Raw genomic sequence first — 24,040 nt, 5'->3', positions numbered from 1 at the left:
TGATCCTGCTGATAAGCAGTGAGACGGCGTGGGGAAGTACGCTCACGCGTTATTAACGATACAACATCGTTATATGTGATCCCTGTCTCGCACCGTCCTCTGGTGTGAGACAGGTCATTCTCCGGCAGAGAACGTGTCTCTCACGCTTGTGTCCCTTTCCCCGGTAAAATTTATGCCACCACTTCTGAAATCCATTTCACTGATGTGATGTTGGTAAAATTCGCGATATCGCCCACGATTTCATCAACATGGCCCGCCATACCTTTCTGCAGGTCGTCGACAGAATGACAGATTAAATGACAGGCGGCGATATAGGGGGCCGGAGTGCCTTCCGGGGTGGTGATGATTTTGTCAATGGAATAGGACAGCAGGTAGGACCCCATTCTTTTTTTGATCAGTGGCAGATGCACGTCGCGATAATAATCATGGTCAAACTTACCGTTTTCAGTGTTCGGGTACAGCACGCTGTATTTAATCAAAACATGACCTCTCTGGTTGCGTCTGGTGCGCTTTCCACACCGGTGGCTCCCATTATAGCGAGGATGCCCGCGAGCCGATTAGCGCTCTGAGCCACGACGTCACCAATGCTTTGCTCTGTAGCGACCTGCGTTTCCCTTTACCACTAACTTTTGCGGATGCGCTGTTAATTTGAGCAATCCGTTTTCCATCACCCCGGTGTTATATTTCCGCCACAGGTAACGATGGTTGTGAGGGCGCGATGGGATTGCTGGGAGGATTGCGGATGGGTGGGGTGATTACCCGGAATACGTGGCGCGAGTGATCACCGTCGTTACGGTAAGCGGAGCACGGCGGTTCCCCGCCTGCCGGTGCCAGGTCTGGTAAATCTGTGCTCAATGGTTATACTGAAAATTAATGTTGTTGCATATCTGGCAACAAGGCGGGCCCCATTGCACATTTGTCGTGCCGATCTGATAGTGGAAGGAAACAGTACCTGTAGACGATGAAACCTGACGACATTTGTCCTTGTTATCTCCCTTGTTGAATAACCCGGCTGGATTGCGGTTATTGCTTGCCATCATTGTAAACAGCACTTTTTCCTCGTGCGTTGTGGGTGATTCAGATACGCCATCTGACCCCGCCAGCGTAAGTTGGGCTTCAAAAAGCCTGATGAACGTATCGCCGTAACACACATAATCAGGAGGAAATACGGGTGAATATTCAAAACGAGCCAGTTCCCCCTCTATCCCCAACTGAGCGCTACGCTTTCTTTTTTGACGTTGATGGCACACTGGCTGCTATTCAGTCGCGTCCGGATGAGGTCTTTATCCCCGCCTCAATCCTTGCCAGTTTGCACCAGTTGGTCCAGCTCAATGAGGGGGCCGTGGCGTTGGTTTCGGGCCGCCCGATGAGCGAACTGGATGCACTGGTCTCGCCTTTACATCTTCCTCTGGCTGGCGTACATGGCGCTGAGCGCCGCGATGCATCGGGCCATATCGAACGTCTTTCATTACCGGATGAGGTGGCAGAGTCGATTTCTTCATTACTAAGAGAAGCGATAGATGCCATGCCGAACACGCAGTTGGAAATCAAAGGAATGGCTTTTGCACTGCATTATCGCCGCGCGGAGCATTTTCAGAAGGAGATACTGGCGCTGGCGGAATTGATGACCAAACGCTTCCCGATGCTGACTCTGCAACCCGGTAAATGCGTGGTGGAAATTAAGCCGAAAGGTATCAGTAAAGGGAGTGCTATTCATGCATTTATGCAACAGGCTCCTTTTGCCGGCAGAACACCGGTATTCCTGGGGGATGATTTGACCGATGAAGCTGCATTTAAGGTGGTCAATATCATGGAAGGTCTCTCAATCAAAATTGGTGAAGGGCCGAGCGAAGCGGCGTATCGTTTGCCGGATGTCGGGGCGGTAGGTCAGTGGCTGGAACAAATACTATTACAGTTAGATCAAGGCGTAGCAACGTCGGGAGGGAGTCAAGGTTATGAATCGCTTAGTCGTCGTATCTAACCGCATTGCAATACCCAATGGGACGAAAGCCAGTGCAGGTGGTCTCGCTGTTGGCATTATGGATGCGCTGAAAACCACCGGTGGAATGTGGTTTGGCTGGAACGGCGAAATTAATGAAATAGGCGAAGATGATGAAGAAATGAATGTGTTCGAGCAGGACAACATCACCTACGCCTCTTTTGGATTGAATCAGAATGACTACGATCTGTATTACCTGCAATTTTCCAATGCGGTCATCTGGCCCGCTTTTCACTACCGCCTGGATCTGGTTAACTTTCAGCGGGAAGCGTGGGATGTCTATTGCCGCGTGAACAGAATGCTGGCCAGGCGTTTGCTACCCCTGCTGAAAGCAGATGATGTGCTGTGGATCCATGATTATCACTTGTTGCCGTTCGCTGCTGAGCTGCGCAAGCTGGGGGTCCAAAATCGTATTGGATTCTTCTTGCATATCCCATTCCCCACACCGGAAATCTTTAACGCGCTGCCGCCCCATAAAGAGTTACTGGAAATGCTGTGTGATTACGATCTGCTGGGCTTCCAGACCGAAAGTGACCGTACTGCTTTTTTGGAATGTCTGTCATTCCTGACATTGATGCAGAGCAAAGGCAAAAAACACACTGCGTTTGGCAAACATTTTATTACCGGTGTTTACCCGATTGGTATTGAGCCGGACAGCATTAAAGAGATGGCTGAAGGGCCGCTACCACCCAAAATGGCGGCGATGAAAAAAGATCTTGGCGATGCAAAAAATATTATTGCCTGCGAACGCCTGGATTACTCCAAAGGTTTGCCAGAACGCTTTCTCGCTTATGAGGCGCTGCTGGAGAATTATCCTGAGCATCGGGGGAAAATCCGTTTTTCGCAGATTGCCCCCACCTCGCGTGGCGATGTGCAGGCCTATCAGGATATCCGCCACCAGTTGGAAACCGAGGCCGGGAGGATCAATGGTAAGTACGGCACGCTGGGCTGGACACCACTGTACTATCTGAACCAGCATTTTGAGCGCCGTTTGCTGATGAAAATCTTCCGGTTGACTGATATTGGTCTGGTGACGCCGTTACGCGATGGGATGAATCTGGTCGCGAAGGAGTATGTCGCTGCCCAGGACCCACGAGATCCCGGCGTGCTGGTGCTGTCACGTTTTGCTGGCGCGGCTAATGAGTTAACTTCGGCATTGATTGTTAATCCTTATGATCGTGACGAAGTGGCCGCAGCGCTGAATCAGGCAGCAACAATGCCTCTGAACGAACGTATTTCTCGCTATAAAGACATGATGGCGGTGTTGCAGAAGAATGACATAACCCACTGGCGCAAAACCTACTTAAAGGATTTGCTGGCGATTCCGGCACGTAGTCAGGTGTTGGGGGAGGCGGGTAAAGTCGCCACCTTGCCACGATTAGCCTGATACGAGGCAAAAGAGCCTGGGGCGTCTCAAAGCGCCCCGGCTGTGTCGTGAGAAATATCCTGGCCTATTCAGTGTAAGACAAAATGCCCGGTGCCTGTTTGAATTTAGAATGCGAAACTTAATTAATTTTCGCGCGTTTAATGACGTTATAGAACGAATTACACGGCAGCTCATTGTCCAAAACTCTTATTTTTCTTTCGCGGGAGGGATGTACATTCTGACGGAATTGGCGTTACGGGGAGAAGGTGAGGAATATACTATTCCCACCGATGATTGGTTTACGTGAGTATTATTAAGTTATGATGATAAATTTATCTTAACTGCATGATATAAATGAATAATGTAATTAATTTTTTGGTTTGTATTTAAAACATTTCGTTCTCTCGCATTAAATGGTAAATGAAATTTTATGCTGGCTATAAAATGGAATGTTTTATAATTAAAAAAGGGATTGAGATGCATTCTGATTTAATTTTTATTCGCAGCAGGATCGCTGGATTTTTAGCTTGCTCGCTCTTTCTGTGTCTGATGATGAGCCTGATATATATTGATGTCCACTGGATGCATGATGCTGTTCATGAGTTATCATTTACTGAAATCGTTCAGGAACTGATCCTGCTGGTTATTGTACTGCTGTACTTTTACCGTGCCAGAAGACAACGCAATGAGCGTCCGGCGTTGGTTCTGGTGGGGGGGTTCTTTAGTTGCATGTTGATCCGTGAAATGGACTTTCTTTTTGATAAACTCCATCACGGCAGTTGGAGTTGGTTCGCGCTGGTTGTTACGGTTGTTTGTTTGGCCATTGCCGCCCGTCAGCCACGCCAGGCTGTGGCCGGACTGGTCGATATCCTCCGCAAGCCATCATGGGGGATGATGAGTGCGGGGTTGCTGATTATCCTGGTATTTTCCCGTCTGTTTGGCATGCAGGATCTCTGGCGGACACTGATGATGGCAGGTTATAACCATACGGTAAAAAATATGGTGGAAGAAGGTTGTGAACTGCTGGGTTACAGCTTGTGTTTCCTGGCCACTTGTAGTTATTTTTACGGCGACAGGACCAGAAATTAACGATACAGGCGGGATGAATCACTCATCCCGCGTTATTTTTCTGGTGTTACATTCTTTCTACGGTCTCAATGCCGAGTGTTTCCAGCCCCTGTTTCAGTGTCCTTGCTGTGAGCAGCGCCAACGTCAGACGGCTTTGCTTTGTCGTTTCGTCATTTGCTGACAGGATTGGGCAGTGCTCGTAGAAACTTGAGAACAAACCGGCCAGATCGTAGAGATAAGCACACATTACATGTGGCGTACCGTCGCGGGCCACTTGCGTTATTGTCTCTTCAAATTGCAGCAAACGTACGGCCAGCGCCGATTCTCGTTCCTCGCTGAGCACTGTTTTACCCGTCACTGCCGCTTCATCAATTCCAGCTTTACGGAATACGGACAGCACGCGAGTATAGGCATACTGCATATAAGGCGCGGTATTGCCTTCAAAGGCCAGCATGTTATCCCAGTCAAAAATGTAATCAGTGGTGCGGTTTTTGGACAGGTCGGCATATTTAACCGCGCCGATCCCAACGATGTTTGCCAGACGCTGCAACTCATCCGCAGGCATCTCTGGATTTTTCTCACTGACCAGGCGGGTCGCGCGCTCAACCGCTTCATCCAACAGATCGGACAGCTTGATGGTGCCCCCGGCACGGGTTTTAAACGGTTTGCCGTCTTTGCCCAGCATCATGCCAAAGGCATGGTGCTCCAGCGGCACGGAATCTGGTACATAACCCGCTTTACGCACAATAGCCCAGGCTTGTTGCAGATGCTGATGCTGACGAGAGTCGATGTAGTACAGCACCCGATCGGCATGCAGTGTTTCATAACGATATTTGGCACAGGCGATATCGGTAGTGGTATAGAGATAGCCGCCATCCTTTTTCTGGATGATCACCCCCATTGGCTCGCCGTCTTTATTTTTGTACTCGTCGAGAAAGACTACGATGGCGCCTTCGCTTTCTACCGCCAGGCCTTTGGCTTTAAGGTCCGCGACAATGCCTGGTAGCATATCGTTGTACAGGCTTTCACCCATCACATCCTGGCGGGTCAGGGTGACATTCATGCGTTCATAAGCAAGCTGGTTTTGCGACATGGTAATGTCGACCAGCTTCTTCCACATCTTCCGGCAGTATTCATCGCCCCCCTGTAGCTTGACCACGTAACCACGGGCGCGCTCGGCGAAGACGGGATCTTCGTCGTAAGTCCGTTTTGCTTCACGGTAGAAGGATTCCAGATCGGCCAGCGCCAGATCGTCGTGATGTTCGTTCTGCTGCTTTTCAAGGAACGCTATCAGCATACCGAACTGCGTCCCCCAGTCACCCACATGGTTGGCACGGATCACCTTGTGGCCGAGAAATTCCAGTGTACGGACCGCGGCATCGCCGATAATCGTTGAACGGAGATGTCCGACGTGCATCTCTTTCGCAACATTAGGCGCGGAGTAGTCGATAACCACGGTCTGTGGTGTTACTGGCGTAATCCCCAGGCGGGGAGCATTCACCACGCTGTCGACTTGCCGGGCGAGCCAGGCGGGGTCAAGGAACAGGTTGATGAAACCGGGGCCAGCTATCTCGACCTTGCTGGCCATTCCCTGCAGGTCAAGATGGGTCAGCACTTCTTCGGCCAGTTTTCGGGGGGCTTTACCCAGTTTTTTCGCTACGGTCATAATGCCGTTTACCTGGTAGTCGCCAAATTGCACTTTGGCTGACTGACGAACCTGGGGTTCGCAATCGGCTGTAGCCCCTGCCGCGATCATCGCCTGACTGACTTTTTCTGAGAGAATAGCCTGAATATTCACCGGTTTACCTTATAAGCTAAAAAAGACCTGCGCCAGAAAGCGCAGGCCGTCATTCTGCACGATACCAGACCACGATGTGCTCTGCAGTGGACTGGCCGCGCTAAAAATAAGGGGAAAAGTATACTGCATTTCTCGTGCAGTTATCCAGGAACCTGAGCGGCTGTATGGCGAAGATGGCGGAGAACAGTTCGTCGCTGTTTCCCGCCTGAATCATTAAGAACGTCGGCGATGAGGGCGATGAGGGCTCGCTATGGTGGTTTTGTGATTGCGCACCTTCCAGTGGCGTACCAGAGCAAAGCCCATCATAATGATCAGCACTGCGACAAGTATCAACAGAAGCATTTTGCTATTCCTTGTGAGAGAGTCGGAACAAACTCTATAAGAATCCAGAGTGCCCTACAAGTAGCGGCAATGGTTTAAGATTATTCTTGTTGTATAAATTTAATTTAAAAAAAACATAATGTTAAGAAACATTTTCCAAATTAAAGAGTGAATTTGAGCCAGTTTAAACTGCAGTGATTCCAGTAGGCTTCCATATAATGGCCTTTATATTAAATTCAGGCTTGTTAATATTGCGAATTTACTGGAGTGATAATTGGCGCGTAATATTTTCTTTAATGATTAGAGTGATTACAGTAATAGTGAGGGGAGAGGATGTTCGAGAGCCACATCGCCACAGAACTGAGCGATTTGTCTGATGATTTACCACATTTTGTGCTATCTGTTTATGCATTGGCAGATCGTTTAGGGTTGGATCTCGCGGAATTAGACGCTGATCATATCGCCGTGCGTTGTCAGCAAAACAGTACCGCAGAGCGTTGGAAGCAAGGGTTTTTGCAGCATGCGGTCCTGTTTTCTGAGAAGGTAATCAATGGCCGGCCGATAGCACTGTTTGAGTTGAACACGCCGCTCAGTGTCGGTCCCTGGAAGATAAACGTTGTTGAACTGCCATGGCCGGGAGACAAGCGTTATTCTCATGAAGGCTGGGAACATGTGGAAATTGTTTTGCGGGGAACGGGGAGTCAATTGGCCTCTCACGCGTTGGCGCTCTGTTCGGATAAAGGGTTATCTGAACCGGGAATTTCAATCAAAAACAGTGCGCCAAAAGGGGAAGGCGAGCGTTTGCTCAATCCGACACTGGCTATCTCTGATGGTCGTGTCACCATCAAATTCCATCCCTGGAGCCTGAAAGAGGTAGTCGAGAGCGAGCTATAAAGAGTTGACGGCGCTTTCAATCCGTCGCAGAGCTTCTTTAACCAGACTTTGTGGGCAACCGAAGTTAAAGCGGACAAAACCATCGTCACCGAAATCTCGTCCGGGTGAAAAGCCCAGGCCGTGACGTTCGAAAAACAGTGCCGGACTGGCCACGTTCAGCGCGCTGGCATTAATCCATGCCAGATAGGTGCCTTCTGGCGCAGCCAGTGAAAGACCGCTGACGGCATTGATTTGACGGGTCAGTAAATCACGGTTATTGCGTAGATAATCCAGTTGCTGATTTAGCCAGGGTTGCCCATCTTTCCATGCCGCCGTGGCGGCGACCAGAGCCAGAATATCGACCGTGGGCACGATGCCCTGACGGACCGAGTTGAAGCGGGTCCGCAATCCCTTATCAGGAATAATGGCCAGCGACGCGCCCAGGCCCGCGATGTTGAAAGTTTTCGACGGCGAGAGCAGTGTTACCGAGCGTTGCTGGGCATCCTCACTGAGGCTGGCGAACGGAATGTGCTTCACTCCGGGTTCCAACAGGATATCGCAGTGAATTTCATCAGAACAGACAATCAGGTCATGGCGTTGGGCAAAGCGTAATTGATTTTCCAACTCATTCCGGCGATACACTGTGCCACCCGGATTGTGCGGGTTACACAGCATCAGCAACTTTTCACGGCCGGTCAGCTGTGGTTCGAGCGCGTCGAGATCCATCAGCCAGCGTTGCTCTTGTCGCCGCATTTGTGCGTTAAGCTGAAAACGATGGGCAAGTTTTGCGGCAGTACGGAAGGGCGGATAGATTGGGGTCGGCGCGATGGTGCCTTGATCCTGGGCGGTAAAGGCGCGTACCGCGATATTTAACCCGCTGACCACTCCAGGCAAAAACACCAACCACTCGGGTTCAACCTGCCACTGGTAACGATCGGCCATCCGGGTGATAACCACATCAATCAGCTCAGTAGGGGGGGAACCATAGCCAAAAATGCCGTGTTCAACCCGCTGTTTCAGGGCGTTAATAATGCAATCGGGTGACCGGAAGTCCGTATCAGCAACCCATAATGGCAGGATATCTCTGTCACCATATTTTTGCCATTTTAGACTATCGCTGTGACGGCGATCTATCCGTTGGTCAAAATTGCATGCCATGTCGGTGATACCCGCTAATATAAGTCTTATATTCTTCGGTCATAATAGCCATCAGGATCCACTTACACAACCAGCTGGCAGTCATTTACAGGAGGACGGGATGCTAAAATTGGAAGTATGCTGCTATGGGGTCGACTGTGCTGTGGCCGCTGAAAATGCGGGAGCCGACCGTATAGAACTCTGCGCCGCTCCAGCTGAAGGTGGTTTAACGCCCTCAGCCGGGAGTCTGATACAGGCCCGTGAGGCAGTAACCATTCCCGTTCACCCTATTGTTCGCCCACGAGGTGGCGACTTTTGTTTTAGTGTGAACGAATTCAACGAAATTAAATCCGATATTGCTTTTATTCGGGAAGTAGGTTTTCCTGGTTTAGTGGTAGGATTACTGGATGTCGATGGGCACATCGATTTACCCCGCATGCAGCAAATTATGTCGCTGTGTGACGGCATGGCGGTGACTTTCCACCGGGCCTTCGATCTCTGCCATAGCCCATTACTGGCATTAGAGCAGTTGACTGATTTGGGAGTTGCGCGGATCCTGACATCAGGGCAGCAGCAGAGCGCTGAAAGTGGTTTACCGTTGTTGAATGAACTAAATCGCCTGACGCGTGGTCCTATTATTATGGCTGGCGCAGGTGTGCGCCTCAGCAATCTTCAGAAATTTATTGATGCTGGCCTGAGTGAACTACATAGTTCGGCCAGCCAGCGAATTGCTTCGCCGATGCGCTATCGTAAAGCTGGCGTTTCGATGAGTTCAGTGGCGGAAACGGATGAATTTAGCCGTACCTGCGTAGACAGTGATATGGTGGAGGCGATGAAAGTTGCGATGTCTCTTGGTTCGCCAGTCAGAGTCGCCTGACCTCGATTTTGCCGCGCAGCACGCCAGTTCAGCGACGTGATGTTTGCTCGTACCAGGCCCCATCGTTTTGATGGGGCTTTTTTTATTTATATCAAGTGGTTATTTTTATGGAAGCAATAAAGAACGGATGGGATCAGCGTTTTATTTTTTTATATGCGATGATTTAGCGTGAAATCACTTTTCAGCAAAATATAGAAGCGTTCACCGGCTATTATCAGGCAGTGAGTGCGTCATGCGATGAAAATTTCTATTAGCAGCGCAAATCATTTTACACTTTACTTACTCCCACTTTCTTTGACGAGATTTTTGATGAAGATCATTATGCTGAGTGCAGGAAGCCTTGCTCTGCTGACGACCATGACGCTAAATGTGGCATTCGCGGCAGAAAAATGCCCGGAAAAGGCTCAGCAAATTAATGACAGTAACAGCTTACTGTTGCTGGGGGGGACGGTTAAAGGACCGGTAAAGCAGGTGGTGGTGGGCGAGTTTGGTAAAGATGTTGATCAGCAAAAACGTATTATCAGCGAGTTCGACCGCTGCGGTGGGCTGGCGCGGGCAGATGTGACCTTCGATAAGCATGAGGGCGATGTCATGCTGAAAATGGTGCAAAATATTGTTCGGGTCGCCACCGGCTGGGAATCTGTTTACGACCTGTCGGTGTTTGTGATTAAAGAAGGACAGCCCATAGAGGTCAATCGCAAGCAGGGCATCATTAATTATCAGTTGGGTAAACAGGGTACCATTGCCAGCTCATCAGATGTCTTCCTGCTTCAGGGCGAGAAGGGATTTACCGAAACCATCAATACTTATGATAGCGATCAACGGCTGATAAAAAGTGTGGCGAGAGGATCGGATGGCAGGGCAAACGGCGAATACTCTTATCACTGGAACCGGAAGAATCAACTGGTATCCAGCAACTCAGACACCAGTAAGATGACCTGGACTTATGACCAGAAAGATCGTGAGTTGCGTTTACTGACTTTGACGCATAACAATTACAGTGATTTGACCTCGTCAGATGAGTGCCAGCTTTGGGACGATCACGATAATTGTACGCTGAGTTATTCGCATGAGATTGAGGTGTTCGCGACGGTTATCCTGCTGACACCTCATCATGCCTGCCGACAGGGGTGACCGCGCGTTACTTCACGGTCTGACTAAACGCATCAACGGCCAGGATGGCGCTGGCAATGTCTTCAGCTGTCAGGTTGGGGTTAAGGTTCTTAAGGGTATCACCCTCACTGTTTGCCAGCGAACCTACCTTGAGCAGGTTTTCCCAGCTCTCGTTTTCCAGGTGCATCTCTTTCAGCGTCGTTGGCATCTTAATGGCGCGGTAAAAACGGATGTAACGGGCAATTTCATCATCAGGACGCTGTTCCAGTACCATCTGTGTCAGCGTCCCATAAGCTACTTTTTCGCCGTGTGTCAGATGATGAATTTCACCGTCGATGGCGGTGAAACCATTATGGATCGCGTGCGCGCCAGCCAGACCGCCATTCTCAAATCCCAGTCCCGACAGCAGGGTGTTGGCCTCAACGACGGCTTCAACCGCTGGCGTGACGCGTTTTTTCTCCACCGCCTGATAGGCGCTGAAGCCCCAGGTCAGCAGGGTTTTTTCACAGGCTTCAGCAATGGCCATTCCGGCAATGGTTGGATCGCCATTAACCATTGATTTGCTATGTGAACGTTTTACTGCCTGCGCCTCGACAAATGTCGCCAGACCATCGGCGATACCGGATGCAAACAATCGGACGGGCGCACGGGCGCAGACCAGGGTGTCCACCAGCACCAGATCGGGGTTTTTGCTGTAAAAACGGTAGCTCTCAAATACGCCGCTGTCAGAGTAAATCACCGAAAGGGCGCTGCATGGCGCATCGGTTGAGGCAATGGTCGGGACGATGACCACCGGTTGTTTAAGTTCATCGGCCACGGCCTTGACCGTATCGAGGGTTTTGCCGCCGCCCAGCCCAATAACCAGATTGCTCCCTTCGTTTTTAGCCATCCCCGCCAGGCGGGTGATTTCATTTTTGGAGGCTTCGCCATTGAACTGCTGATAGTGGAACTTTATTTTGTACTGCTGCAAAGAAGCCTGAACCTCTTTACCAATCAGTCCCCAGACGGTTTCATCGGCTACGACAAAAACAGAGTCACCTAATTCTGCTACATACTCGCCTAATTGCGCCAGAACACCAGCCCCCTGGACATATTTACGTGGAGAGGAGAAAACGAACTTACTCATGGTGAGACTCCTTTCAGATAAATGAAAAAAGATGTCGTGCGGTATCCAGGATAATCCTTTCTTCCTCAGAATATTTGTTCAAAAACGGCATTGGGTGGATGGCGAGATGTTTTGAATGACAGCCAGCAGTTCAGTCAATTGAACATTACATAAAAAATGCTAATATTAATTTTTTATTAATGGACTCAGTGATGGCTACCTCATTGTTCACGTTTCTGATTGCTATCACTATCCTGACCATGACCCCAGGTTTTGATACCGCGTTAATCCTCAGAACATCCGCCACCAGCGGCTGGAAAAAGGCGCTGGTAACCGGGATGGGCGTCAATGCCGGCTGTATGGTATGGGGCGCGGCAGTGGGGCTCGGGTTAGGCGCGTTGCTACTGGCGTCGGAAATGGCTTATAACGCCCTGAAATTGCTGGGCGCCGCCTATTTGCTCTGGCTGGGGGTTGGCTTACTGCTGAAACCGCGTTGTAGTTTTCAGCACCACGCGCCAGAAGACAAGCACCAGAGCCGTTATCGTGGGGTGTTTATGCGTGGATTACTGGGTAATCTGTTGAATCCGAAAGTCGGGGTTTTTTATGTGTCGTTTCTGCCGCAATTTATCCCGGCAGGCGCGTCTGTGGCGTTGTGGAGCCTGGGGATGGCATTCACTCATGTGGTGATTGGCACGTTGTGGAACAGCATATTAATCGCCTCCACACAGTATTTCGCTGAAAAATGGCGTAAGCCAGCCGTGATGAAAGTCATGGATCGACTGACTGGCTGTGTTTTTATCGGTTTCGCCGCGAAGCTGGCGCTGTCGCGCCGTTGATGACCCGGGGCGGCGTAGTTAAGCCACTGAGTGTCGGGGAAGGGCGACTGACATCGGGCCGCCAGGGATTGATGCATGGCGGCCCGGCGTTCAGTGGCTGGCTAATGGCCATTCGTCGTCAGCAGAACATTAAGGTTTCCGCGCCACCAGAACGGCCCGTAATGGGGCCGGATAGCCTTCCCGTGTTTTGTTGTGGTCGTCAGGGTCAAGGAATTCCGCCAGTGACTCGCTGGTCATCCAGTCGGTACGGCGCTGCTCCCCAGTGCTGGTCACGGAATAATCAACAACCCGTACGTCGACAAAACCACACTTCTCCAGCCAGTTCTGCAAGGTGCCTGTTGAGGGGATAAAATAAACATTGCGCATCTGCGCATAACGCTCACCCGGTACCAGGACCTCGCGGTCGCCACCCTCTATCACCAGTGTTTCCAGCACCAGCTCGCCACCGCTTACCAACTGATTTTTCAACTGCAACAGATGATCCAACGGCGAACGACGGTGGTAGAGCACGCCCATCGAGAATACGGTGTCAAACGCTTTCAGTTCTGGTAATTGCTCAATACCCAACGGCAGTAAATGCGCCCGTTGATCGTTACCCAACAGTTTTCTCACCGCTTCAAACTGACACAGGAACAATTGCATCGGATCGATACCCACCACCAGATGCGCGCCTGCGCCGATCATTCGCCACATGTGATAACCACTGCCGCACCCCACATCGAGGATCGTCCGGCCCGCCAGCGGTGAAATATGCGGTAACACCCGTTGCCACTTCCAGTCTGAACGCCATTCAGTGTCTATATGCACGCCATAAAGGGAGTAGGGACCTTTGCGCCACGGCATCAGGTTACGTAGCAGTTTCTCAATTCCGTGGCGTTGGCGATCGCTCAAATGGCGGCTATCCGCGGTGACGCTGTGCAGTAAATCCAGTGTTTCCGGTTGCAATACAGGTAAATGTTCTACTGAACGGTCCCAGTTTTTGAAATGACCATGCAACTGCTCGCGCTGCCAGGCGGCAATCTGTCCTGGCAACGTCTCCAGCCAGTGAGAAAGCGGGCTTTTAGCGATAAGCTGATAAAAGTTTCCAAAATCCATCAAACTGAACCTGCCTTCAGGGCGATGAGCGAACCGAAATTAAAGCACTGGAACCAGAGATCCACATGTTCAAATCCGGCGGTCCGTAAACGCGCTTTATGGCTTTCAACGCTATCGGTCAGCATCACGTTTTCCAGCATGCTGCGTTTTTGGCTGATTTCCAGCTCGCTATAGCCATTTGCACGCTTAAAGTCGTGGTGCATATTGAACAGCAGTTCATCTACCACCGGATCGGCAAAGCTAAACTTCTCAGACAATACCAGAATGCCGCCGGGACGCAGACCATGCCAGATAGTATTCAGCAATTGCTGGCGTTCATTCGGATCCAGAAACTGCAGCGTAAAGTTCAGCACCACCATTGAGGCATTCTCAATACTGATGTTGCGAATGTCCGCTTCGATAACGTCGACCGGCGTGTCAGCGCGGAATGCATCAATATGGCGGCGGCAACGTTCAATCATCGCCGGGGAGTTGTCCACTGAGATGATTTTACAACCTTCGACATTGATATTGCGGCGCACGGAAAGTGTCGCGGCACCCAGGGAACACCCCAGATCATAAACCTGAGTATGTGGTTGAACAAAACGCTCAGCCAGCATGCCGATCATCGAAATAATGTTCGAATAACCGGGCACCGAGCGTTGGATCATATCGGGAAAAACTTCAGCCACGCGCTCATCAAATGTCCAGTCGCCCAGTTTGGCAATCGGCGCAGAGAACAGCGTATCGCGGTTAGACATAATGGGTAAGTCCGGCAGAAAAACGGAAAGGCGCTATTTTGGCAGAAAGTCACGTTGGCTGCATCCTTTCTGCCCACGATCATTACCAACCTGTCAGGTTGGGGTTGGGTTAACGCTGCGTCAAGACCAAATCCCACGGCAGGAAAAGCAGGTTGAGGATAATCATCGCCACCAGCGACATCAGCGTAATTATCATGCCGTTTTTACGCCATAACAAAGTACTGGTACGCATACCATAGTAGTGCAGACAACGGCCGAGGAAGAACAACAGCGCCACCAGGTGCAATAGCCAGATATCGGCACCGTTCATTTCCATCATTACCAATAGCAACATGGCGATGGGGATGGTTTCCACCGAATTTCCGTGGATACGAATAGCGATTTGCAGCTCGTAAAATCCGCCATCGCCATGAGAAACATGATACTGGCGGCGCAGGCGAACAACATCGAACGAAAACTTAATCAGAAACAGTGCTCCAAGCACGACATACAGGGCGCTGACCATCCTGACTCCCATCAAGCACAAAAAATTTCAGACGCCATGATAGCGATGAAAACGGGGGCTGTCATACCCCAACACATAGCATGATTAAATAACAGTGATGCATCGCCAGCGCTAAAACAGGCGCTCCTGTTGCGGCCAGTCTGGGGCGTTTCCCACCTCTGGCACCACCTGTTGTAACGCGGGCCACAGATGTTGCACCAGTTTTGGCGCAAAAGCGATATCCGGAGTGTGAATAAATAGCCAGGGCTGGCCTTGCTCGCGCCATTGCGGCAACTTATTCAGCCAGGCTTGAAACCACGTCAAGTTGGCTTCATCATCATCACCGCCGATAAAACGGATTATGGGTTGCTCCGCTGTCATGATCGCATGCACCGGCAGTTGTGGTTTCTTACGTTGGGCCGCGATAATTTCCGGATTGCTGGGCACGGCCGAATGCACGCCTCGCGTATCAAGGATAACCCGGTTAACCCTGCGCTGGTGCAGGCCGCGGTTCAATGCCTGTTCGGCTGCACCTTTGGCGAAAAACTGCGGATGACGCACTTCCACACCATAATGGAAGGTATCCGGTAATCCATCCAGAAAAGCCCACAACACCGGTAAATCCACCGGACCGAAGGTGGCGGGAAGTTGTAGCCAGTATTGCCCCAGACGCTGAGCCAGCGGTTCCAACAGGGCAAAAAATTCAGCGGTAAGGTCGCCGCACTGGCGTAAGGCGGCTTGATGACTGATAGTGGCGGGAAATTTAAAGCAAAAGCGAAAATCGTCATGCGTCATATCACGCCAGCGCTGAACCGTTTCCGGACGAGGCAAGGCATAAAGGGTGGTGTTGCCTTCAACGCAGTTAAAATAGCGGGCGTAATCGGCAAGGGTACTCATTCCTAATTTTTTCCATTGCGGATGTTGCCACTGCGGCAGTCCAAGATAACAAGGTTTCACGGGGTCTCCCTGAAGGTCCTGCTGGCTTGCAAGGGCAGAATGAACAGGTGGAGAGGCACCCATCGATCGAATCCCTTCAATCGATGGCGGTAAAAACTACAGAGCGGCGATAACCTCTTCGCTGGTGCGCACCCGGCCCAGACGAGGAAAAATATTTTTGAAGCTACCGTGGTGTTCTTCAGCGCTGCCGGCACTACAGATATCCTCTACCGTGACCAGGTTAAAGCCCAACTCCCAGGCATTACGTGCGGTGGATTCTACCCCAATATTGGTTGAGATACCGCCCAGCACAATGGTATCGATACCGCGGCGGCGCAATTGTAATTCCAGATCGGTACCGTAAAACGCTCCCCACTGATGTTTGATCACTTCAATGTCGCTATCCTGTTTGCCTAACGTGGTCGGGTAAACCCACCAGTTATCAGGCAGTGCGCCACTCTGACTGGCATCGGTCGGTTGTTTTGGCGCATCACCGAAATCTTTCGCCCAGCCCACTCGTACCAGCACTACCGGGGCGTTTACCGTGCGAAATTTCCCGGCCAGCCTGGCGGCCCGTGAAACCACATCGGACGCCGTGTAGGGACCCCGAGCGAAAGGAAGGATGCCTTCCTGCAGGTCAATCAGTACCAGGGCGGTGGATGCCGCGTTTAATTCCAACATAGTCTCTCCAGCAAAAAGGGGAAATCATTGAGGTTACAGGCTATCAGCGGTTATGAGCGATCACGAGAATGTTCGAAACGCGTGAAATTTGTTAGCTTTTGTGAGTAATGGGAGCATTGTGGAGAAGATTGCCTGTTATCAATAATACAGAGTGCGTGACGGCACTTATCGCGTCGGGCTTTTTCCATTATAATAGCCGCCTTTTTTCGCGGCAGCATCGCCTTATAAAGGCTGAAAACTGAATCATGCTGCGGCGAAGCGGCGGAGTTTAAAGGATATCGTTATGCGTACTGAGTATTGTGGACAGCTCAACTTGTCTCACGTAGGCCAGCAAGTGACACTGTGCGGTTGGGTCAATCGCCGCCGCGACTTGGGAAGCCTGATCTTTATTGATATGCGTGACCGCGAAGGCATCGTTCAGGTCTTTTTCGATCCCGACAACCAGGACGCTTTCAAGCTGGCTTCTGAGCTGCGTAACGAATTTTGCATTCAGCTTACCGGCATCGTGCGGGCCCGTGACGACAAGAATAAAAACAGTGAGATGCCGACGGGGGCGATTGAGGTTTTCGCCACTGATCTGACCATTATCAATCGTGCTGAACCGTTGCCGCTGGATTCAAATCAGAACAACAGCGAAGAAGCCCGTCTGAAATACCGCTATCTGGATTTGCGCCGCCCGGAGATGGCTCGTCGGCTGAAGACCCGGGCGAAAATCACCAGTTTTGTGCGTCGTTATATGGACGACAACGGTTTTCTGGATATTGAAACGCCGATGCTGACCAAGGCCACGCCAGAAGGGGCGCGAGACTATCTGGTGCCAAGCCGTGTGCATAAAGGTAAGTTTTATGCGCTGCCGCAGTCACCACAACTGTTCAAACAATTGTTGATGATGTCTGGCTTTGATCGCTATTACCAAATAGTGAAATGCTTTCGTGATGAAGACCTGCGCGCTGATCGTCAACCTGAATTTACCCAGATCGACGTAGAAACCTCCTTTATGACCGCGCCTCAGGTGCGGGTAATCATGGAGAAGATGGTGCGTGAACTGTGGCAAGAGGTCGCGGGTGTCGATCTGGGCGATTTCCCGGTGATGACCTTTGAAGAAGCGATGCGGCGCTATGGTTCTGACAAACCGGATTTGCGTAATCCGATGGAACTGGTGGATGTTGCGGATCTGCTGAAAGAGGTTGAATTCAAAGTTTTCTCTGGTCCGGCCAACGATGCCAAAGGTCGCGTGGCGGCATTGCGGGTGCCGGGTGGCGCTCAGCTAAGCCGTAAACAGATTGATGAATACGGTAAATTTGTTGAAATTTACGGTGCCAAAGGCCTGGCGTGGATGAAAGTTAACCAGCGCGCCAACGGTCTGGAGGGGATTAGCAGCCCGGTGGCTAAATTCCTCAGTGCGGAGATTGTCGAGGCGGTCCTGAGCCGTACTGGCGCGGCTGATGGCGACTGCATTTTCTTTGGCGCGGACAACGCTAAAGTGGTCGCCGATGCCTTGGGCGCACTGCGTCTGAAAGTGGGCCGGGACCTGAATATCAGCAAAGCTGATGCCTGGGCGCCGCTGTGGGTGGTGGACTTCCCGATGTTTGAAGACGATGGTGAGGGTGGGCTGACCGCGATGCACCATCCCTTCACCGCCCCTCGGGACACGACGCCGGAGACGTTGAAAAAATCGCCGGAAACGGCTATCGCCAACGCTTATGACATGGTTATCAACGGTTATGAAGTGGGGGGGGGGTCGGTGCGTATTCATAACAGCCAGATGCAGCAAACTGTTTTCGGTATTTTGGGCATTACCGAACAGGAGCAGCGTGAGAAATTCGGCTTCCTGTTGGATGCGTTGAAGTACGGTACGCCGCCGCACGCGGGTCTGGCTTTTGGTCTGGATCGTTTGGTGATGTTGCTGACCGGTACCGACAATATTCGCGATGTTATCGCCTTCCCGAAAACCACCGCGGCGGCCTGTCTGATGACCGAAGCGCCAAACCTGGCTAACCCGGCGTCTCTGGCGGAGTTAGGCATTGAGGTGGTGAAAAAGGAAAAAACCGAGAGCAACTGAAATGGCCTTTAAGCATCCCGTATCGGTGCTGGTGGTTATCTTCGCTCGTGATACCGGGCGGGTGCTGATGTTGCAACGGCGTGATGACCCCAGTTTCTGGCAGTCGGTTACCGGTAGTCAGGAGCAGGGAGAAACGCTGGCGGAAACCGCACGGCGAGAAGTGCGTGAAGAAGTGGCCATTGATATTAACGCCGAACGGCTCACTTTAGTGGACTGCCAGCGTCAGATACAATTCGAGATCTTTGCCCATTTCCGCCACCGTTATGCGCCGGAGGTGACGCATAATAGCGAACACTGGTTTAGCCTGGCGTTACCCGCCGAGCGGGATATCGTGTTGAGCGAACATCTCGCTTTTCGCTGGTTGCCAGCCACCGAAGCGGCTGCGTTGACCCGTTCCTGGAGTAACCGCCAGGCAATCGAAGAGCTGGTGGGTTAGAATATTTTGAATAGCCTGTCCCCTGAATCATTCAGGCTGCCGGGTTCTGGCTGACTGAACTCTGCCAACGCACCCGCGCTGGAAGCATGAGGGGAATAGCTTTGTTTGTAGACGATATGGTTTTAGTTGAGAATCCAGGTGTTATCGTCGTCGTGAATTTGTTTACTGTGCTGTGCGGGAACCGCAACGTACTTAAGTCTGTAAGACGTGTGGGCACGGTCAGCGAATAATATTGCAAGTCAAGATAACCTGTAAGGGTTCGAGGAGAGAATTAAATAGATGGCTGGTCATAGTAAATGGGCTAACACCAAGCACCGCAAAGCGGCACAGGATGCTAAACGCGGTAAGATTTTCACCAAAATTATCCGTGAGCTGGTGACGGCGGCTAAATTAGGCGGCGGCGATCCGGATTCCAACCCGCGGTTGCGTGCAGCGATGGATAAAGCATTGTCCAACAACATGACGCGTGACACCATGAACCGCGCCATTGCTCGCGGTGTGGGGGGGGACGATGACAGCAATATGGAAACCATCATTTATGAAGGTTACGGTCCTGGCGGTACAGCGGTGATGGTGGAATGCCTGAGTGATAACCGCAATCGTACCGTGTCTGAAGTGCGTCATGCCTTCAGTAAAAGCGGTGGCAATTTGGGAACGGATGGCTCAGTCGCTTATCTGTTCAGCCGTAAAGGTGTGATTTCGTTCGCGCCGGGTCTGGAAGAGGACGTCGTGATGGATGCGGCGCTGGAAGCTGGTGCCGAGGACGTGGTGGCCTACGATGACGGCGCGATTGATGTTTTCACCGCATGGGAATCGCTGGGTGAGGTGAAAGACGCGTTGATTGCCGCAGGTCTGACCGTTGAGTCAGCGGAAGTCACCATGATCCCGTCAACTAAAGCGGATATGGATGAAGAAACGGCGCCTAAGCTGCTGCGTTTGATCGATATGCTGGAAGATTGTGACGACGTACAGGAAGTCTACCATAACGGTGAGATCTCCGACGAGGTGGCGGCAACCCTGTAATGGCGTTGCTCCGACGACAGTTTCCCCTGGCCGGAGAGGCGTGATGGCGATCATTATTGGTATCGACCCGGGTTCACGCATCACCGGCTACGGCGTTATCCGCCAGGTGGGACGGCAATTAACCTATCTTGGAAGCGGTTGTATCCGTACCAACGTGACTGATCTGCCGTCTCGCCTGAAGCTGATTTACGCTGGCGTCAGTGAAATTATCACCCAGTTCCAGCCGGATTTTTTCGCCATTGAGCAGGTCTTTATGGCGAAAAATGCCGACTCAGCGTTGAAGTTGGGCCAGGCGCGCGGATCAGCGATTGTGGCGGCGGTAAACCATGACCTTCCCGTGTTTGAATATGCTGCGCGTCAGGTCAAGCAGACAGTGGTTGGCATCGGTAATGCTGAAAAAAGCCAGGTGCAGCATATGGTGCGAACCTTGCTAAAGTTGTCGGCCAATCCGCAGGCTGACGCGGCGGATGCGTTAGCGATTGCAATCACGCATTGTCATGTTAGCCAGAATGCGAACCGCATGGGCGCAGGGCAACTCAATCTGAGTCGTGGGCGGTTGCGGCCCTGACAGGCTGGATATCCATCCAGCCTTTTTTATGATATAACCCCGGCATGACTTATCTTGTGGCAGGTGCTAGCTGACCGATGTCGGGCGCGGCGGCAAGGCGATAAAACGCATGGATCACGGGCGCTGACTCAGGTAAGTCACCGGTGTGAGAGAGCAGCCATATAGCTGCAACCTGAATGATAAGGGGTAAAACGTGATTGGTCGTCTGAGAGGCACTATTTTGGAAAAACAGCCGCCGCTGGTGCTGCTGGAAGCCAACGGCGTGGGTTACGAAGTACACATGCCGATGACCTGCTTTTATGAGCTCCCTGAACTGAATAATGAAGCGGTCCTGTTCACGCACTTTGTGGTGCGTGAGGACGCTCAACTGTTGTTTGGCTTCAACAGCAAGCAGGAACGGGCTTTGTTCCGCGAGCTGATCAAGGTGAATGGGGTTGGCCCAAAACTGGCGTTAGCCATCCTTTCGGGTATGTCCGCACAACAGTTTGTTACTGCTGTGGAGCGGGAAGAAATCGCGGTGCTGGTTAAACTGCCCGGTGTTGGCAAGAAGACCGCTGAGCGCCTGGTGGTGGAAATGAAAGATCGCTTCAAAGGGATGCATGGCGATTTGTTTGCTGCCGATGCGCCATTTGCTTTGACCAGTGAAGTTCAGACGACTGATGCGGCGAATGACGCGGAAGGGGAAGCGGTTGCTGCGCTGGTATCGCTGGGGTATAAACCCCAGGAAGCCAGCCGGATGATCAGTAAGGTAGGGCGTCCTGATGCGGATTGTGAGACATTGATCCGCGAAGCCCTGCGCGCAGCTATTTGAGGTAATGCATGATTGAAGCCGACCGCCTGGTCACGCCGGGAACGATCCCTGAAGAAGAAGTCATTGACCGCGCTATTCGTCCAAAGCTGCTGCAAGAGTACATTGGGCAGCCGGTGGTGCGCGAGCAGATGGAAATCTTTATTAAGGCGGCCCAAATGCGCGGCGACGCGCTCGATCATTTGCTGATTTTCGGGCCGCCAGGTTTGGGCAAAACCACCTTAGCGAATATTGTCGCCAATGAGATGGGGGTAAACCTGCGTACCACCTCTGGTCCGGTGTTGGAAAAAGCAGGGGATCTGGCGGCGATGCTGACTAACCTTGAGCCGCACGATGTGTTGTTCATTGATGAGATCCACCGTTTATCGCCGGTAGTGGAAGAGGTGTTGTATCCGGCGATGGAAGACTACCAGTTGGATATCATGATTGGTGAAGGTCCGGCGGCGCGATCAATCAAACTGGATCTTCCACCGTTCACGCTGATTGGCGCGACAACCCGGGCGGGAGCGCTAACGTCGCCTTTACGTGATCGTTTTGGTATCGTCCAGCGTCTGGAATTTTACAAAGTGGATGACCTGCAGTATATCGTCAGTCGTAGCGCCGCCTGTCTGGGGCTGCCATTGAGTGAGGAAGGGGCGCGGGAAATTGCCCGCCGTTCCCGTGGTACGCCACGTATCGCTAACCGCCTGCTACGCCGTGTCAGGGATTTCTCTGAAGTTCGTGCAGATGGCGATCTCAGTGGAGAGGTGGCGGCACGGGCGTTGGATATGCTCAGTGTGGATACCGAAGGGTTTGACTACATGGATCGCAAGCTGCTGTTGGCGATCATTGATAAGTTCACCGGCGGACCCGTGGGGCTGGATAACCTGGCCGCGGCCATTGGTGAAGAGCGAGAAACGATCGAGGATGTACTGGAACCCTATCTGATCCAGCAAGGTTTTATTCAACGTACCCCACGTGGCCGCATTGCCACCCAGCATGCCTACAAGCATTTTGGTATCACCCGCGAAGAATAAGGACTGGCCGCGATGTTCCCCGGACAGGGGAGAAGCTAAAGTATAGGCGTCTCTTTCCTGTTGTGAATAAATCCTCTTGCGCCATGACTGACGCGAGAGGGGTATCCGGTGAGAATGCTTTTTGCGCTTCTGTATGAGAGAGGTCCCGGCTTGTCGTTCGCCGCTATATCGCCAGTTTTTTCACCATACTCAGCATAAACATCAGTGAGGCGCCCAGCACCACGGACGGGCCTGCCGGGGTATCATAAAAGGCGGAAAAGGTCAGACCCGCGGTGACGGCCAGCATCCCTACCAACACAGCATAACCCGCCATTTGTTCCGGTGATCGGGCAAAACGGCGGGCGGTGGCGGCAGGGATGATCAGCAGTGAAGTGATAATTAACGCGCCGACAAACTTCATCGCCACCCCAATCGTTAGCGCGGTCACCAGCATCAGTACCATTCTGGTTCGCGGAATATTCACGCCGTCAACTTGCGCCAGTTCCGGACTGATTGTCATCGACAACAGTGATCGCCAGTTCAGCGCCAACAGACCCAGCACAATCGCCACTCCGGCGGCGATGATGTAAAGATCGGTTGGGGTCACGGCCAGCAGATCGCCAAACAGGTAGGCCATCAAATCCACTCGTACGCCGGACATCAGGCTGACCACAACCAGCCCTAGCGACAGCGCGCTGTGTGCCAGTATCCCCAACAGGGTATCAATGGCCAGATGTGGACGCCGCTCCAGCCACACCAGTAACAATGAAATCAGCAGGGTAATGGCAATCACCGCATAAAATGGATTGATGTTAAGCAGCAAACCAAAAGCCACTCCGAGCAGGGAGGCATGAGCCAGGGTATCGCCAAAATAAGACATACGGCGCCAGACCACGAATGAGCCCAGCGGACCCGCTGCCAGTGCCAGTAAAGTTCCCGCCAGCCAGCCAGGTAATAACAATTCAATCACTGTTCTGGTCCTCTGCGTAAAATAATGCGTCCCTGGAGATCGTGACGATGATTATGATGATGACGATAGATAGCCAATTGTCCGGCGCCGTGTGAGCCAAACATGGCTATAAATTCCGGGTGTCTGGATACGACTTCCGGCGTACCGGAACAACAGATATGCTGATTCAGGCACAGTACTTCATCCGTTTTAGCCATGACCAGATGCAAATCGTGGGAAACCATCAGTACGCCGCAGTTGAGCTCATGACGCAACTGGTCTATCAGATCGTACAGCGCGACCTGACCGTTCACGTCCACGCCCTGAGTCGGTTCATCCAGTACCAGCAATTGGGGATGATTGAGTAGAGCACGGGCAAGCAGTACGCGCTGCATTTCACCGCCAGAGAGCTTTTGCAATGGATAATCCAGCAATTGAGCCGCGTGGACTCTTTTTAGCGCGGGTAAAATTTCGGCAGGTTTTACACCGTTTCGCAACAGCATAAAGCGCGCAACGGTGAGGGGCAGCGTGGCATCCAGATGAATTTTTTGCGGCACATAGCCAATTCGTAGTCGATCGGTACGGATGACATTGCCCTGTTCAGGCTGAATAAGTCCCAGTACTACACGCACCAGCGTTGATTTACCGGCACCATTGGGGCCCAGAAGTGTGAGAATTTTGCCGGATTGTAGCGCCAGAGAAACATGAGACAATACAATTCGTTGACCAAAGCTGACAGAAATTTTTTCCAGACTAATCAGTGATGACAT

The 24,040-nt window shown here is 51.8% G+C and carries 25 protein-coding genes; 13 read left to right on the top strand and 12 right to left on the bottom strand.

Annotated features, from left to right (window positions below; all coding sequences use genetic code 11):
* Positions 1-170: 170 nt before the first annotated feature.
* On the bottom strand, positions 171-479 hold the full coding sequence (locus EH228_RS14520) for an EthD family reductase (RefSeq protein WP_152322339.1): 309 nt from the start codon (positions 477-479) through the stop codon (positions 171-173).
* Positions 480-1,171: 692 nt separating this feature from the next.
* On the opposite strand from EH228_RS14520, the gene otsB reads away from it, so the two are divergent.
* The 3 genes from otsB to EH228_RS14505 all read left to right on the top strand — a co-directional run bounded on the left by otsB (position 1,172) and on the right by EH228_RS14505 (position 4,454).
* Positions 1,172-1,981 (top strand): trehalose-phosphatase, encoded by an 810-nt coding sequence (gene otsB, locus EH228_RS14515; RefSeq protein ID WP_152322338.1) that lies wholly within the window; start codon positions 1,172-1,174, stop codon positions 1,979-1,981.
* On the top strand, positions 1,956-3,386 hold the full coding sequence (gene otsA, locus EH228_RS14510) for an alpha,alpha-trehalose-phosphate synthase (protein ID WP_152322337.1): 1,431 nt from the start codon (positions 1,956-1,958) through the stop codon (positions 3,384-3,386). The genes otsB and otsA overlap by 26 nt, the downstream gene beginning before the upstream one ends.
* Positions 3,387-3,842: 456 nt before the next feature.
* Positions 3,843-4,454, top strand: coding sequence for a hypothetical protein (locus EH228_RS14505; protein WP_152322336.1), 612 nt, complete (start codon positions 3,843-3,845; stop codon positions 4,452-4,454).
* 46 nt (positions 4,455-4,500) lie between these two features.
* Here the strand turns inward: EH228_RS14505 and argS are convergent, their stop codons facing one another.
* Together argS and EH228_RS20670 are read right to left on the bottom strand one after the other, a co-directional pair.
* Positions 4,501-6,231, bottom strand: coding sequence for an arginine--tRNA ligase (argS, locus tag EH228_RS14500; RefSeq protein ID WP_152322335.1), 1,731 nt, complete (start codon positions 6,229-6,231; stop codon positions 4,501-4,503).
* Positions 6,232-6,444: 213 nt separating this feature from the next.
* On the bottom strand, positions 6,445-6,573 hold the full coding sequence (locus tag EH228_RS20670; RefSeq protein WP_275065364.1) for a hypothetical protein: 129 nt from the start codon (positions 6,571-6,573) through the stop codon (positions 6,445-6,447).
* Positions 6,574-6,885: 312 nt separating this feature from the next.
* On the opposite strand from EH228_RS20670, the gene EH228_RS14495 reads away from it, so the two are divergent.
* Positions 6,886-7,446: a VOC family protein gene (locus tag EH228_RS14495; RefSeq protein WP_152322334.1), complete on the top strand. Its 561-nt coding sequence runs from the start codon at positions 6,886-6,888 to the stop codon at positions 7,444-7,446.
* On the opposite strand, the gene EH228_RS14490 is transcribed toward EH228_RS14495, so the two are convergent.
* The gene (locus tag EH228_RS14490) at positions 7,441-8,583 is read right to left on the bottom strand and encodes a MalY/PatB family protein (RefSeq protein WP_152322333.1); all 1,143 of its coding nucleotides are present in this window, start codon (positions 8,581-8,583) and stop codon (positions 7,441-7,443) included. The genes EH228_RS14495 and EH228_RS14490 overlap by 6 nt on opposite strands.
* A gap of 100 nt (positions 8,584-8,683) precedes the next feature.
* On the opposite strand from EH228_RS14490, the gene cutC reads away from it, so the two are divergent.
* On the top strand, positions 8,684-9,439 hold the full coding sequence (gene cutC / locus EH228_RS14485; RefSeq protein ID WP_152322332.1) for a copper homeostasis protein CutC: 756 nt from the start codon (positions 8,684-8,686) through the stop codon (positions 9,437-9,439).
* Positions 9,440-9,760: 321 nt separating this feature from the next.
* Complete coding sequence (locus EH228_RS14480; RefSeq protein WP_240116302.1) at positions 9,761-10,573, top strand: hypothetical protein; 813 nt, start codon at positions 9,761-9,763, stop codon at positions 10,571-10,573.
* A 7-nt stretch (positions 10,574-10,580) separates the two neighbouring features.
* Here the strand turns inward: EH228_RS14480 and EH228_RS14475 are convergent, their stop codons facing one another.
* Positions 10,581-11,678, bottom strand: a complete 1,098-nt coding sequence (locus EH228_RS14475; RefSeq protein WP_152322330.1) for a glycerol dehydrogenase — start codon at positions 11,676-11,678, stop codon at positions 10,581-10,583.
* Between the two features lie 191 nt (positions 11,679-11,869).
* Between EH228_RS14475 and EH228_RS14470 the strand changes: the two genes are divergently transcribed.
* Positions 11,870-12,493, top strand: a complete 624-nt coding sequence (locus EH228_RS14470; RefSeq protein ID WP_152322329.1) for a LysE family translocator — start codon at positions 11,870-11,872, stop codon at positions 12,491-12,493.
* 129 nt (positions 12,494-12,622) lie between these two features.
* Here EH228_RS14470 and cmoB read toward each other — a convergent pair whose 3' ends face one another.
* The 5 genes from cmoB to EH228_RS14445 form a co-directional block, all read right to left on the bottom strand.
* Positions 12,623-13,591, bottom strand: a complete 969-nt coding sequence (gene cmoB / locus EH228_RS14465; RefSeq protein WP_152322328.1) for a tRNA 5-methoxyuridine(34)/uridine 5-oxyacetic acid(34) synthase CmoB — start codon at positions 13,589-13,591, stop codon at positions 12,623-12,625.
* The gene (gene cmoA, locus EH228_RS14460; RefSeq protein ID WP_152322327.1) at positions 13,588-14,328 is read right to left on the bottom strand and encodes a carboxy-S-adenosyl-L-methionine synthase CmoA; all 741 of its coding nucleotides are present in this window, start codon (positions 14,326-14,328) and stop codon (positions 13,588-13,590) included. Before cmoA ends, cmoB begins: the two co-directional genes overlap by 4 nt.
* Before the next feature lie 109 nt (positions 14,329-14,437).
* Positions 14,438-14,833, bottom strand: coding sequence for an MAPEG family protein (locus EH228_RS14455; RefSeq protein ID WP_152322326.1), 396 nt, complete (start codon positions 14,831-14,833; stop codon positions 14,438-14,440).
* A gap of 111 nt (positions 14,834-14,944) precedes the next feature.
* Positions 14,945-15,769 (bottom strand): DUF72 domain-containing protein, encoded by an 825-nt coding sequence (locus EH228_RS14450; RefSeq protein ID WP_152322325.1) that lies wholly within the window; start codon positions 15,767-15,769, stop codon positions 14,945-14,947.
* Between the two features lie 96 nt (positions 15,770-15,865).
* Complete coding sequence (locus tag EH228_RS14445; RefSeq protein WP_152322324.1) at positions 15,866-16,429, bottom strand: hydrolase; 564 nt, start codon at positions 16,427-16,429, stop codon at positions 15,866-15,868.
* Between the two features lie 283 nt (positions 16,430-16,712).
* Here EH228_RS14445 and aspS point away from each other — a divergent pair, with 283 nt between their 5' ends.
* The 6 genes from aspS (at position 16,713) to ruvB (ending at position 22,342) form a co-directional block, all read left to right on the top strand.
* The gene (gene aspS, locus EH228_RS14440; RefSeq protein WP_152322323.1) at positions 16,713-18,491 is read left to right on the top strand and encodes an aspartate--tRNA ligase; all 1,779 of its coding nucleotides are present in this window, start codon (positions 16,713-16,715) and stop codon (positions 18,489-18,491) included.
* A gap of 1 nt (position 18,492) precedes the next feature.
* Complete coding sequence (gene nudB / locus EH228_RS14435) at positions 18,493-18,927, top strand: dihydroneopterin triphosphate diphosphatase (RefSeq protein WP_152322322.1); 435 nt, start codon at positions 18,493-18,495, stop codon at positions 18,925-18,927.
* Positions 18,928-19,206: 279 nt separating this feature from the next.
* A complete protein-coding gene (locus EH228_RS14430; protein ID WP_152322321.1) occupies positions 19,207-19,950 on the top strand; it encodes a YebC/PmpR family DNA-binding transcriptional regulator in 744 nt (247 codons plus the stop codon).
* 43 nt (positions 19,951-19,993) lie between these two features.
* Positions 19,994-20,518, top strand: coding sequence for a crossover junction endodeoxyribonuclease RuvC (gene ruvC, locus EH228_RS14425; RefSeq protein WP_152322320.1), 525 nt, complete (start codon positions 19,994-19,996; stop codon positions 20,516-20,518).
* 193 nt (positions 20,519-20,711) lie between these two features.
* Positions 20,712-21,329 carry a Holliday junction branch migration protein RuvA gene (gene ruvA / locus EH228_RS14420; RefSeq protein ID WP_152322319.1) on the top strand — a complete coding sequence of 206 codons (618 nt, stop codon included), beginning with the start codon at positions 20,712-20,714 and terminating at the stop codon, positions 21,327-21,329.
* 8 nt (positions 21,330-21,337) lie between these two features.
* Positions 21,338-22,342, top strand: a complete 1,005-nt coding sequence (gene ruvB / locus EH228_RS14415; RefSeq protein WP_152322318.1) for a Holliday junction branch migration DNA helicase RuvB — start codon at positions 21,338-21,340, stop codon at positions 22,340-22,342.
* Between the two features lie 163 nt (positions 22,343-22,505).
* On the opposite strand, the gene znuB is transcribed toward ruvB, so the two are convergent.
* Together znuB and znuC are read right to left on the bottom strand one after the other, a co-directional pair.
* Positions 22,506-23,291, bottom strand: a complete 786-nt coding sequence (znuB, locus tag EH228_RS14410; RefSeq protein WP_152322317.1) for a zinc ABC transporter permease subunit ZnuB — start codon at positions 23,289-23,291, stop codon at positions 22,506-22,508.
* Positions 23,288-24,040, bottom strand: coding sequence for a zinc ABC transporter ATP-binding protein ZnuC (gene znuC / locus EH228_RS14405; RefSeq protein ID WP_152322316.1), 753 nt, complete (start codon positions 24,038-24,040; stop codon positions 23,288-23,290). Before znuC ends, znuB begins: the two co-directional genes overlap by 4 nt.

This window comes from Erwinia endophytica, assembly GCF_009295515.1.
Taxonomy (GTDB): Bacteria; Pseudomonadota; Gammaproteobacteria; order Enterobacterales; family Enterobacteriaceae; genus Erwinia; species Erwinia endophytica.
This window is presented reverse-complemented; position numbering and strand designations above follow the sequence as displayed.